The sequence below is a fragment of the Burkholderia sp. LMG 13014 genome, assembly GCF_905232215.1.
In the GTDB taxonomy this organism is placed as follows: domain Bacteria; phylum Pseudomonadota; class Gammaproteobacteria; order Burkholderiales; family Burkholderiaceae; genus Burkholderia.
Window position 1 is genome coordinate 1 of sequence record NZ_CAJNKE010000133.1, and the last position, 12,615, is coordinate 12,615.

Below are 12,615 nucleotides of genomic sequence, written 5' to 3' on the forward strand. Positions count from 1 at the left end.
GACGCGATGATGAAGGGCGGGGCGCACGGCCGCCCGGCGGGCATGCGCTTCACGATCAACGGCGACACCTACGCGCCGCACCGCGCGACGCTGACGAGCCGCCGTGGCGACATCGAGCGCTGGACGATCCGCAATGGCACCGACATGGATCACCCGTTCCATCTGCACGGCACGCAGTTCCAGGTGATCGAGCGTTTGTCGGGCGGTTCGCGCACGAGCGAACCGTTCCGCGCGTGGCGCGATACCGTGAACGTGCGCAGCGGCGAAACCGTGACGATTCTTGTTACGCAAGACATGCCCGGCGAGCGCATGTTTCATTGCCACATTCTCGAACACGAGGATCTCGGCATGATGGGCACGCTGAAGGTCGTGTAACGAAGTGGCGATTATGTTTCACGCGTCGGACGAGTATCCGATTTGCGCGCGAGACAAGACAATGCGTGTTCAATTATCGGGATTGAACGAAAAGGCCGGCCAATCGATAATCGATTGGCCGGCCTCAAATAAAGAAACCCGGCGCAATACCTGCGCCGGGTTTCTTCGTCTGATATCCGGTGCCTTATGCGGCCTGGATGTTCGACGCTTGCTTGCCCTTCGGTCCTTGAACGACGTCAAAGCTCACCTTCTGGCCTTCCTTCAGCGTCTTGAAGCCATTCATGGTGATAGCCGAGAAGTGCGCAAACAGATCCTCACCGCCCTCATCGGGAGTGATGAAACCGAAGCCCTTCGCGTCGTTGAACCACTTAACGATACCAGTTGCCATTTCCTACTTCCCCTGTCACACAGTCGCTGCTACTTACCACGAGCACGCTCGAAAAGCTAAACGACCGGAAAATGCAGCCGTTCCCCCCTCACAAGCTCACCTTCGGCCTCTTTCATTTTGCCAACCGGCAAATTGAAAAAAGTGCCAGCTTGATTGTTGGCGCTCTTTATTGGAGTGTCAAGTGGAATTTTTAGACGTTTAGAGGGACGTTGTAAAGAACCCATTTTCAGGGTTTTTCCGGCTTTGCTTAGCAGCACGCGGCCAAGCGCGAGGTCTTGAAAAGCCGCATAATCGGCTCATATACCAGGCTCGAGTGACACGCGTTCGAGTCGTCCCGGCTTGTGGGATACTGGATGCGGACACGACGTTCCGGTGCGGTTCCCCCTGACGGTTCGTGTTCCGCGCCACGCGTGAAAGCCGGCACCGCAGCCGGCTTTCGTATGGCACGAAGAAGATCGCGTGTTCCGGGATTCCGGGGAGGGCGCCGGCCGGTCGGTCGGGTAATGGCAGGATTGCGGGCCTGTCCGAGTTGTTTAGAATGGGTGTATGGCGATTATCCCGGACAAGCAGGACAGCACCGTCCTGGAACGCAAGCAGCAGAAGCTCAAGCCGCCTTCGATGTACAAGGTGGTGCTGCTGAACGACGACTTCACGCCGATGGAGTTCGTCGTGATGGTGGTCCAGGAGTATTTCAAGAAGGATCGCGAGACGGCCACGCAGATCATGCTGAAGGTCCATCGCGAAGGGCGAGGGGTTTGTGGGGTCTATACGCGGGACATCGCGTCGACCAAGGTTGAGCAAGTCGTTACCCATGCGCGGCAGGCCGGGCATCCGCTGCAGTGCGTGATGGAGGAAGCATGATTGCCCAGGAATTGGAAGTCAGCCTGCACATGGCGTTCATGGAAGCACGCCAGGCGCGCCATGAGTTCATTACGGTCGAGCATTTGCTGCTGGCCCTGCTGGATAATCCGACGGCAGCCGAGGTGTTGCGCGCGTGCGCGGCAAACATCGAGGATTTGCGTCAGAACCTGCGCAATTTCATCCACGACAACACACCTACCGTCCCGGGCACCGACGATGTCGATACCCAGCCGACGCTCGGTTTCCAGCGCGTGATCCAGCGCGCGATCATGCACGTCCAGTCGACGTCGAACGGCAAGAAGGAAGTGACCGGCGCGAACGTGCTGGTCGCGATCTTCGGCGAGAAGGATTCGCACGCCGTCTACTACCTGCAGCAGCAGGGCGTTACGCGGCTCGACGTCGTGAACTTCATTTCGCACGGCATCGCGAAGACGAACAACGGCGAAGCCGCGAAGTCGACCGATGCGAACGCGGAAAGCGAAGACGCGAATGCGCAGAAGGAAACGCCGCTCGCGCAGTTCACGCAGAACCTGAACCAGATGGCGAAGGACGGCCGGATCGATCCGCTGATCGGTCGCGAGCCCGAGGTCGAGCGCGTGGTCCAGGTGCTGTGCCGTCGCCGCAAGAACAATCCGCTGCTCGTCGGCGAAGCCGGCGTCGGCAAGACCGCGATCGCGGAAGGGCTCGCCTATCGCATCACGCGCGGCGAAGTGCCGGACATCCTCGCGAACGCGCAGGTCTACTCGCTCGACATGGGCGCATTGCTCGCGGGCACCAAGTATCGCGGCGATTTCGAGCAACGTCTGAAGACGGTGCTGAAGGAGCTGAAGGAGCGCCCGCACGCAATCCTGTTCATCGACGAGATCCACACGCTGATCGGCGCGGGCGCTGCGTCGGGCGGCACGCTCGATGCGTCGAACCTGCTGAAGCCGGCGCTGTCGTCGGGCGTGCTCAAGTGCATCGGCGCGACCACCTTCACCGAGTATCGCGGCATCTTCGAGAAGGATGCGGCGCTGTCGCGGCGCTTCCAGAAGGTCGACGTGACGGAGCCGACCGTCGAGCAGACGGTCGCGATCCTGCGCGGCTTGAAGTCGCGCTTCGAGGAACACCACGGCGTCAAGTATTCGTCGGGCGCACTGTCGGCTGCGGCTGAACTGTCGGCGCGCTTCATCACCGACCGTCACCTGCCGGACAAGGCGATCGACGTGATCGACGAAGCGGGCGCCGCGCAGCGCATCCTGCCGAAGTCGAAGCAGAAGAAGACGATCGGCAAGAGCGAGATCGAGGAAATCATCTCGAAGATCGCGCGCGTGCCGCCGCAAAGCGTGTCGCAGGACGATCGCAGCAAGCTGCAGACGCTCGACCGCGACCTGAAGAGCGTCGTGTTCGGCCAGGATCCGGCGATCGATGCACTGGCTGCCTCGATCAAGATGGCGCGTGCGGGCCTCGGCAAGATGGACAAGCCGATCGGCGCGTTCCTGTTCTCCGGCCCGACGGGTGTCGGCAAGACCGAAGTGGCGCGCCAGCTCGCGTTCACGCTCGGCATCGAGCTGATCCGCTTCGACATGTCGGAATACATGGAGCGTCACGCGGTGAGCCGCCTGATCGGCGCGCCGCCGGGCTACGTCGGGTTCGACCAGGGCGGTCTGCTGACCGAAGCCGTCACGAAGAAGCCGCACTGCGTGCTGCTGCTCGATGAAATCGAGAAGGCGCATCCGGACATCTTCAACGTGCTGCTGCAGGTGATGGACCACGGCACGCTGACGGACAACAACGGCCGCAAGGCGGATTTCCGCAACGTCATCATCATCATGACGACGAACGCGGGCGCCGAGTCGATGCAGAAGGCGACGATCGGCTTCACCACGCGCCGTGAGACGGGCGACGAGATGACCGACATCAAGCGCCTGTTCACGCCGGAGTTCCGTAACCGCCTGGATTCGATCATCAGCTTCCGCTCGCTCGATGAGGAAATCATCATGCGCGTGGTCGACAAGTTCCTGATCCAGCTCGAGGAACAGCTGCACGAGAAGAAGGTCGACGCGCTCTTCACCGACGCGTTGCGCAAGCATCTCGCGAAGCACGGCTTCGACCCGCTGATGGGTGCGCGGCCGATGCAGCGGCTGATCCAGGACACGATCCGGCGCGCGCTGGCCGACGAGCTGCTGTTCGGCAAGCTCGTCAACGGCGGCCACGTGACGGTCGATGTCGACGAAAACGACAAGGTGCAGTTGTCGTTCGACAAGCTGGCGAACCCGCCGCACAAGCCGAACGAAGAGGCTGTCGAAGTCGAGTAAGCGATAATCGGGTAGTTCATGCGAACGGCGCGGGATGTTTTCCGCGCCGTTTCGTTTTATCTGGCGCCGGCGGCGCGTTGGTGGTGCAGGGGAGTGGCAACGCAGTGACACAACAACAACGGACGTTCGACGACATCGTCGCGCGCGAACAGGGTTTGCGCCATGCGCTGACGTCTGGGCAGATGGCGATGATCGCGATCGGCGGCGCGATCGGCACGGGGCTGTTTCTCGGTAGCGGGTTCGCGATCGGGCTCGCCGGCCCGAGCGTGCTGGTCTCGTATGCGATCGGTGCGCTGATCGCGCTGCTGCTGATGGGCGCGCTCGCGGAAATGACGGTTGCGCATCCGACGGCCGGCTCGTTCGGCGCGTATGCCGAGCACTATGTCGGCCCGCTGGCGGGCTTCCTGGTGCGCTATGCGTACTGGTTCGCGGTCGTGTTCGCGATCGGCACCGAGATCAGCGCGATCGCCGTGTTCATGAAGTACTGGTTCCCGGCCGTGCCCGGCTGGTACTGGGTGATCGGCTTCTCCGCGCTGCTGATCGCGGTGAACCTCGCGAGCGTCACGCTGTACGGCACGGTCGAATACGCGTTCTCGCTGCTGAAGATCGCGGCGATCGTCGTGTTCATCGTGCTCGGCGCCTATCTCGTGTGGTCGGCGCCGGCCGCATCGGGCATCGGTTTCGCGAACTACACCGCGCACGGCGGCTTCATGCCGAAGGGGCCGTGGGGCACCTGGGTCGCGGTGATCGTCGCGATCTTCAGCTACATGAGCATCGAAGCCGTCGCGATCGCGGCCGGCGAGGCACGCGATCCGCAGCACGCGGTCACGCGCGCGTTCCGCTCGACCGTGTTCCGGCTCGTGCTGTTCTACCTGCTGACGCTGTCGCTGATGCTCGCGATCGTGCCGTGGACGCAGGCCGGCACCGACGAAAGCCCGTTCGTGAAGGTGATGGCCGCGACCCACGTGCCGTACGCGGCAGGCGTGATCAACTTCGTGCTGTTGATCGCGGCGCTGTCGGCGATGAACAGCCAGCTCTACGTGACGACGCGGATGATGTTCAGCCTGTCGCGCGCCCGACTCGCGCCGGCGGTGTTCGGCCGGCTCGGCTCGAACGGCGTGCCGCGCGCGGCGCTGTGGATCTCGACGAGCGGCGTCGCGGTCGCGGCCGTGCTGGTCGCGCTGGCGCCCGATACCGCGTTCACCGTGATGATGGCGATCGCGATGTTCGGCGCGCTGTTCACGTGGATGATGATCTTCGTCACGCACCTGCGCTTCCGTGCGCGGTATCGCGGCCCCGCGCTTGCGTTCCGGATGTGGGGGCACCCGTTCGGCAGCCTGCTCGGTGCGGGCCTCGTCGCGGCGATCCTGTTCACGACCGCGTTCACGCGCGAATTCCGGATGACGATGGTGGTCGGCATCGTGTTCGTCGTGCTGCTCACGCTCGCGTACGCGCTGCATTACCGGCACGAACACGCTCGTTGACGGTACCGGTGCGCCCGCCCGCTGCGTTTTTCCGTTCGCTAAGGTTCCGTTAAGCCCGCGGCGACTACATTCGATCCTGTCTGCAAGGCAGGCCGGCCCGCGCCGGCCCGCCGCTTTCCTGCAAAAAGGGGTTCGAATGAACAAACTTCCCGAAATCACGCTCGCGTTCTGGATCATGAAGATCTGCGCGACGACGCTCGGCGAAACCGGCGGCGACCTGCTGTCGATGACGCTGAACGTCGGCTACGCGGTGAGCTCGATCCTGCTGTTCGGTTTCTTTCTCGTGACGCTGGGCGCACAGCTCAAGACGACACGCTATCGCCCGGCGATCTACTGGGCCGTGATCGTCGCGACGAGCACGGCCGGCACGACGATGTCCGACTTCATGGACCGCACGCTCGGCCTCGGCTACGCAGCCGGTTCGTCGATCCTCGTCGCGATCCTGTTGGCGATCTTCGCGGTCTGGCGCCTGAGCGGCGAATCGCTGTCGGTCGACCTGATTCGCACGCGCAAGGTCGAACTGCTGTACTGGATTGCGATCCTGTTCTCGAACACGCTCGGCACTGCGCTCGGCGACTTCCTCGCGGACAGCTCGGGGCTCGGTTTCGGCGGCGGCGCGCTGCTGATCGGCGGGCTGCTGGCGGTGATCGTGCTTGCGCACTACTTCACGCGGATCTCCGGCGTGTTCCTGTTCTGGGCTGCGTTCGTGCTCACGCGCCCGTTCGGAGCGACGGTCGGCGACCTGCTGACGAAGCCGGTCGCAAAGGGCGGCCTCGCGCTAGGCACGGTCGGGTCGTCGGCCGTGCTGCTTGGGGTGCTGGTCGCGCTGGTGATCTATGCGATCGTGGCTCAGTCGCGGCAGCGCGACCTGACGCCCGCGCGGATCGCGCAAACCGTCCAGGAATGACGGCGAAGGACAAGAAAAAGGGGCCGCGAGGCCCCTTTTTTCATTGCGTCGTTCAGTGGCGGCCGGTGCTGCCGAAGCCGCCTTCGCCGCGATCGCTCTCGGCGAAATCGTCGACGATGTTGAACTGCGCCTGCACGACCGGCACGATCACGAGCTGCGCGAGCCGTTCGAACGGGTTCAGCACGAACTCGGTCTGGCCGCGGTTCCACGTCGAGACCATCAACTGGCCCTGGTAGTCGGAGTCGATCAGGCCGACCAGGTTGCCGAGCACGATCCCGTGCTTGTGGCCGAGGCCCGAGCGCGGCAGGATCAGCGCCGCATAGCCGGGATCGGCGAGGTGGATCGCGAGGCCCGTCGGCACGAGCGTCGTTTCGCCCGGCTGCAGCGTGACGGGGGCGTCGAGGCATGCGCGCAGGTCGAGGCCCGCGCTGCCGGTGGTCGCATAGGCGGGCAGGTAGTCGCGCATGCGCGCGTCGAGAATCTTCAGGTCGAGTTTCATGCGGTCGTCGAATCGGTCGGGAAGGGCGCGGCGGCAAGCGCCGCCGCGCGGGTGATCAGATCAGGCGGTTGTCGGGCAGGCGCTTCGCGATTTCCGCGACGAGCGTGTGCGCGAGTTCGTCCTTCGGTGCGCGCGGCAGGCGCGTGAGCCCGGCGGCCTCGAACAGCACGACTTCGTTGTCGTCGCGACCGAACGTCAGCGGGCCGAGATTGCCGACGAGCAGCGGCACGTTCTTGCGCTTGCGCTTCTCGTCGCCGTGCACGTCGAGGTCGCCGCTTTCGGCCGCGAACCCGACACAGAACGGCGGATCGGGCAGCGCCGCGACCGACGCGAGGATGTCGGGGTTCTCGACGAACGCGAGCGCGGGCACCTTGTGGTCGGCCGTCTTCTTCATCTTGTGCTCGGACGGCTGCGCAACGCGCCAGTCGGCGACCGCGGCCACCGCGATGAAGATGTCGGCATCGGCGACGGCATGCATGACCGCGTCGTACATCTGCTGGGCCGTCTGCACGTCCTGGCGGTACACGCCCCACGGCGTGTCGAGCGCCACCGGCCCCGCGACGAGATGCACGTCGGCGCCGGCCTGCTGCGCGGCACGCGCGAGCGCGAAGCCCATCTTGCCGCTCGAGCGGTTCGTGAGGCCGCGCACCGGGTCGAGCGGTTCGAACGTCGGGCCGGCCGTGATCAGCACGCGCCGGTGCGCGAGTACCTTCGGCGCGAAGTGCGCGACGATCGCTTCATAGATCGCTTCGGGCTCGAGCATCCGTCCATCGCCGACTTCGCCGCACGCCTGCGCACCCGAATCCGGGCCGAGCACCGACACGCCGTCCGCGCGCAGTTGCGCGGCGTTGCGCTGCGTGGCCGGGTTCTGCCACATCTGGCGGTTCATTGCGGGGACAACGAGCAACGGGCAATCGCGCGCGACGCACAGCGTGGACAGCAGATCGTCCGCGAATCCGTGCGCGAGCTTTGCGAGGAAGTCCGTCGACGCGGGTGCGATCACGATTGCGTCGGCTTCGCGCGACAGGTCGATGTGCGCCATGTTGTTGTCGACGCGCGCGTCCCACTGGCTCGTGTAGACGGGCCGGCCCGACAGTGCCTGCATCGTGACGGGCGTGATGAACTGGGTGGCGGCTTCGGTCATCGCGACCTGGACGGTCGCGCCGGCCTTCACGAGCAGCCGGGTGAGCTCGGCGATCTTGTAGCAGGCGATGCCGCCCGTCAGGCCGAGAACGAGGTGTTTTCCAGCGAGTTCTGCGTGTGCCAACTCAGGCCTCCAAGGGTCGAACGGAACGGCCGGCGCGAAGCCGGCCGTCGACGCCGAGTATGCGCGCTTAGCGTGAGCCGCGCACGCGACGCAGTTCGTCGTAGATGAGCAGCACCGCGCCGATCGTAATCGCGGAATCGGCGAGGTTGAACGCCGGGAAGTGCCAGGCGCCGAGATGGAAATCGAGGAAGTCGATCACGTGGCCGTAGACGAGCCGGTCGATCACGTTGCCGAGCGCGCCGCCGAGGATCAGCGCGAGCGACAGGCTGAACAGGCGCTGCTGGCCGTGACGCTTCAACAGGAAGCAGATCACGAGCGTCGCGGCGATGCCGAGCGCGGTGAACGCCCAGCGCTGCCAGCCGCCCGCGGTCGACAGGAAGCCGAATGCCGCGCCGCGGTTGTACACCAGCACGAGGTTGAAGAACGACGTCAGCTCGTGCTGCGCGCCGTACACGAACGTTTTCAGGATCGAGATCTTCGACAACTGGTCGAACAGGATCACGATCAGCGAAATGCCGAGCCAGGGCGCAAGCGCGCCGCTGGCCGGTTTCGACAGGGTTTTCGCCATAGTCAAGCAGCGCTCCGGATTTCGCCGTTTTCAAACAGGTTGGAGAAGCAGCGGCCGCACAGCGTCGGATGATCGGCGTGCGCGCCGACATCTTCGCGGTAGTGCCAGCAGCGCTCGCACTTCTGGTACTTCGAAGCGGCCACGTCGACGCTTTCCTGTGCTTCGTCGTCGACCTTGACGACCGTCGCGGCCGACGTGATCAGCACGAACTTGAGATCCTCGCCGAGGCTCGTGAGCGCGTCGTAGCGTGCGCCGCTCGCATGCACGGCGACTTCGGCCTGCAGCGACGAACCGATGCGGTTCGCGGTGCGCGCTTCCTCGAGCGCCTTCGTCACGTTGCCGCGCACATCACGCAGCAGCGCCCACTTCTCGATCAGCGCGGTGGAGCCGGCGACTTCCGGATACGCGTAGTAGGTTTCCGTGAAGATCGTTTCGCTGGCCGGCTGGAACACCTTCCACGCTTCTTCCGCCGTGAACGACAGGAACGGTGCGAGCACGCGCAGCAGGCCGTGCGTCAAGTGGTACAGCGCCGTCTGCGCGGAGCGGCGGGCGCGCGAATCGGCCGCGCTCGTGTACAGGCGGTCCTTCAGCACGTCGAGGTAGAAGCCGCCGAGATCTTCCGAGCAGTACGTCTGCAGCTTCGCGACGACCGGGTGGAACTCGTACTTCTCGTAGTGGCCGAGCAGCTCCGTCTGCAGTTGCTGCGAGAACGCGACCGCATAGCGGTCGATTTCCAGCCACTCGTCGACCGGCACCGCGTGCTGCGCGAAGTCGAAGTCCGACAGGTTCGCGAGCAGGAAGCGCAGCGTGTTGCGGATGCGGCGATAGCCTTCGGTCACGCGCTTCAGGATTTCCTCGGAGATCGCGAGCTCGCCCGAGTAGTCGGTCGATGCGATCCACAGGCGGATGATTTCCGCGCCGAGGCGGTTCGCGACTTCATGCGGGTCGATGCCGTTGCCGAGCGACTTGCTCATCTTGCGGCCTTCGCCGTCGACCGTGAAGCCGTGCGTGAGCAGGCCCTTGTACGGCGCGCAGCCATCGATCATTGATGCCGTGAGCAGCGACGAGTGGAACCAGCCGCGGTGCTGGTCCGAGCCTTCGAGGTAGAGATCGGCCGGGAACTGCAGCTGATCCTTGTGCGAGCCGCGCAGCACGTGCCAGTGCGTCGTGCCCGAGTCGAACCACACGTCGAGCGTGTCGCGGTTCTTTTCGTACAGGTTCGCGTCGTCGCCGATCAGCTCGCGCGGGTCGAGCGTCTGCCACGCCTCGATGCCCGATTGCTCGACGCGCTTCGCGACTTCCTCGAGCAGCTCGAGCGTGCGCGGGTGCAGCTCGCCGGTTTCCTTGTGCACGAAGAACGCCATCGGCACGCCCCATTGGCGCTGGCGCGACAGGGTCCAGTCGGGACGGTTCGCGATCATGCTGAACAGGCGCTGCTTGCCCCACGACGGGTAGAACGCGGTTGCGTCGACGCCTTCGAGCGCCGTTTCGCGCAGCGTCTTGCCGCCGTCGCGCGGCGTCACGTCCATGCCGGCGAACCACTGCGACGTCGCGCGGTAGATGATCGGCGTCTTGTGGCGCCAGCAGTGCATGTAGCTGTGCGAGTACTTCTCGCTGCGCAGCAGCGAACCGGCCGCGTTCAGCGCGTCGACGATCTTCGGGTTCGCGTCCCAGATCGACAGGCCGCCGAACAGCGGCAGCGATTCGATGTAGCGGCCATCACCCATCACCGGGTTGATGAAGTCCGAGTCGGTCATCCCGTGCGCCTTGCAGGACACGAAGTCCTCGATACCGTACGCGGGCGACGAGTGCACGACGCCGGTACCGGTGTCGGTCGTCACGTAGTCGCCGAGGTAGACGGGCGCGGTACGCTTGTAGCCGGGGTGAGCCGACGCGAGCGGGTGGTGGAAGCGCAGGCCCGCGAGCTTCACGCCCGGCGTGGTCGCAATGACGCGGCCAGTCAGCTTGAAGTCGGTCATGCATGCTTCGACGCGCTCTTCCGCGATGATCAGCAGCCCGCGCTCGGTGTCGACCAGCGCATAGACGATTTCCGGATGGAGGTTCAGCGCCTGGTTCGCCGGGATCGTCCACGGCGTGGTGGTCCAGATCACGATGCCGCCTTCGGCGCGCGGCAGGGCCGGCAGGCCGAACGCCTGCGCGGTCTTTTCCGGTTCCGCGAATGCGAACATCACGTCGATCGTCGGATCGGTGCGGTCCTTGTACTCGACTTCCGCTTCGGCGAGCGCCGAGCCGCAGTCGAAGCACCAGTTCACCGGCTTCAGCCCGCGATACACATAGCCCTTCTCGATGATCTTGCCGAGCGCGCGGATCTCTTCCGCCTCGTTGACGAAGTTCATCGTCTTGTACGGATTGGCCCAGTCGCCGAGCACGCCCAGGCGCTTGAAGCCGACCTTCTGCTTTTCGATCTGCTCGGTCGCGTACGCGCGCGCCTTGCTCATCACTTCGGCGGCCGGCAGCGACTTGCCGAACTGCTTCTCGATCTGGATCTCGATCGGCATCCCGTGGCAATCCCAGCCCGGCACGTACGGCGCGTCGAAGCCGGCCATGTTGCGCGACTTGACGACGATGTCCTTCAGGATCTTGTTGACGGCGTGGCCGAGGTGGATGTCGCCGTTAGCATACGGCGGGCCGTCGTGCAGGATGAACTTCGGCCGGCCGGCGCTGGCCGCGCGGATCTTCTCGTAGAGCCCGCGTTCTTCCCATTCCTTGACCCACTGCGGCTCGCGCTTGGGCAGGTCGCCGCGCATCGGGAACGGCGTGTCGAGCAGGTTGACCGGATACTTGGCCTGCGGTTTCGAATCGGCTTTCTTGTTGCTCATGATGGGATCGCTATCTAAATCTCGGGGGACGCGCGAGCGTCGTGAATCGGGTATGCGCGCGAGTGAGCGGCGCGAGGGTGCGGCGCCAGGCGCCGCCGTCCGGATCAGCTAATTCGGTCGGTGGCCGACGTCGAGAAGCCCGTGGCGCGGCTGCCCGGCGCACGGTCGCGCTCGATGAAGTACGCGCGCGCATTCGCGACGTCCAGCGCGATCGCGCGCGACAGCGCCTCGAGATCGTCGAATTTCGCCTCGTCGCGCAGCTTCTTCAGGAATTCGACGCGGATGAGCTTGCCGTACGCGTCGCCGTGCCAGTCGAGCAGGTGGACTTCGAGCAGCACGCGGCCCGAATCGTCGACGGTCGGGCGCAGGCCGAGGCTGGCGACGCCCGGCAGCGGGGCCGGGCCGAGGCCGTGCACCTGCACGACGAAGATGCCCGCGAGCGCCGGCCGCTTGTGGGCGATCGGTATGTTCAGCGTCGGGAAGCCGAGGTCGCGGCCGAGCTTCAGCCCGTGTGCGACGTGGCCGCTGATCGCATAGCCGTGGCCGAGCGCCTGCGCGGCCGCGTCGAGATCGCCGGCCGCGAGCGCGGCGCGCACGCCCGAGCTCGAGATGCGCGTGCCGTCGCTGCCGGCTACCGTACCCATCTGCTCGACCTCGAAGCCGTATTGCGCGCCGGCCGCCTGCAGCGTGTCGAAGGTGCCCGCGCGTTTCGCGCCGTAGCAGAAATCGTCGCCGACCATCATCCAGCGCGTGTGCAGCCCGTTCACCAGCGTGCGTTCGACGAACGCCTGCGGCGACTGGCTCGCGAACGTGTGGTTGAAGTGCTCGACGACCACGCGGTCGACGCCGTGATCGCGCAGCGCCTCGAGCTTGTCGCGCAGCATCGCGATGCGCGGCGGCGCGCCGGCCGGGTTGAAGAATTCGCGCGGGTGCGGCTCGAACGTCATCACGCACACGGGCAGGCCGCGCGCGTCCGCTGCCGCGCGCACGCGCGCGAGCAGGGCCTGGTGGCCGCGATGGACACCGTCGAAGTTGCCGATCGTCAGCGCGCACGGGGCGCGGCTCTCGGCGTTGGGCAGGCCGCGGAAGACTTTCACGATAGCGGATGCAGCGTCGGGGAATGGGCGGT

At 65.3% G+C, this 12,615-nt stretch carries 11 protein-coding genes; 5 read left to right on the top strand and 6 right to left on the bottom strand.

Annotation, left to right across the window (positions count from 1 at the left end; translation table 11 throughout):
• A partial coding sequence (locus JYJ84_RS15900; protein ID WP_205189277.1) for a multicopper oxidase domain-containing protein occupies positions 1 to 375 on the top strand: 375 nt, incomplete at its 5' end.
• Between the two features lie 184 nt (positions 376 to 559).
• On the opposite strand, the gene JYJ84_RS15905 is transcribed toward JYJ84_RS15900, so the two are convergent.
• Positions 560 to 763: a cold-shock protein gene (locus tag JYJ84_RS15905; RefSeq protein ID WP_006478030.1), complete on the bottom strand. Its 204-nt coding sequence runs from the start codon at positions 761 to 763 to the stop codon at positions 560 to 562.
• 546 nt (positions 764 to 1,309) lie between these two features.
• On the opposite strand from JYJ84_RS15905, the gene clpS reads away from it, so the two are divergent.
• The 4 genes from clpS to JYJ84_RS15925 all read left to right on the top strand — a co-directional run bounded on the left by clpS (position 1,310) and on the right by JYJ84_RS15925 (position 6,312).
• Positions 1,310 to 1,624, top strand: coding sequence for an ATP-dependent Clp protease adapter ClpS (gene clpS / locus JYJ84_RS15910; protein ID WP_006398529.1), 315 nt, complete (start codon positions 1,310 to 1,312; stop codon positions 1,622 to 1,624).
• Positions 1,621 to 3,921 carry an ATP-dependent Clp protease ATP-binding subunit ClpA gene (gene clpA, locus JYJ84_RS15915; protein WP_122946093.1) on the top strand — a complete coding sequence of 767 codons (2,301 nt, stop codon included), beginning with the start codon at positions 1,621 to 1,623 and terminating at the stop codon, positions 3,919 to 3,921. The genes clpS and clpA overlap by 4 nt, the downstream gene beginning before the upstream one ends.
• Positions 3,922 to 4,025: 104 nt before the next feature.
• Positions 4,026 to 5,405: an amino acid permease gene (locus tag JYJ84_RS15920; protein WP_175223019.1), complete on the top strand. Its 1,380-nt coding sequence runs from the start codon at positions 4,026 to 4,028 to the stop codon at positions 5,403 to 5,405.
• Between the two features lie 136 nt (positions 5,406 to 5,541).
• On the top strand, positions 5,542 to 6,312 hold the full coding sequence (locus JYJ84_RS15925; RefSeq protein ID WP_122946092.1) for a hypothetical protein: 771 nt from the start codon (positions 5,542 to 5,544) through the stop codon (positions 6,310 to 6,312).
• Between the two features lie 52 nt (positions 6,313 to 6,364).
• Here the strand turns inward: JYJ84_RS15925 and dut are convergent, their stop codons facing one another.
• From dut to JYJ84_RS15950, 5 genes are all read right to left on the bottom strand, one after another.
• Positions 6,365 to 6,811: a dUTP diphosphatase gene (gene dut / locus JYJ84_RS15930; RefSeq protein WP_021160741.1), complete on the bottom strand. Its 447-nt coding sequence runs from the start codon at positions 6,809 to 6,811 to the stop codon at positions 6,365 to 6,367.
• Between the two features lie 55 nt (positions 6,812 to 6,866).
• Positions 6,867 to 8,078, bottom strand: a complete 1,212-nt coding sequence (gene coaBC / locus JYJ84_RS15935) for a bifunctional phosphopantothenoylcysteine decarboxylase/phosphopantothenate--cysteine ligase CoaBC (RefSeq protein WP_174955447.1) — start codon at positions 8,076 to 8,078, stop codon at positions 6,867 to 6,869.
• 67 nt (positions 8,079 to 8,145) lie between these two features.
• Positions 8,146 to 8,646, bottom strand: coding sequence for a signal peptidase II (gene lspA / locus JYJ84_RS15940; RefSeq protein WP_122946090.1), 501 nt, complete (start codon positions 8,644 to 8,646; stop codon positions 8,146 to 8,148).
• Positions 8,647 to 8,648: 2 nt separating this feature from the next.
• Positions 8,649 to 11,486 (bottom strand): isoleucine--tRNA ligase, encoded by a 2,838-nt coding sequence (gene ileS, locus JYJ84_RS15945; RefSeq protein WP_175223020.1) that lies wholly within the window; start codon positions 11,484 to 11,486, stop codon positions 8,649 to 8,651.
• A 104-nt stretch (positions 11,487 to 11,590) separates the two neighbouring features.
• Positions 11,591 to 12,615, bottom strand: a 1,025-nt coding sequence (locus JYJ84_RS15950; RefSeq protein WP_374102105.1) for a bifunctional riboflavin kinase/FAD synthetase, incomplete at its 5' end; no start/stop codon positions are given.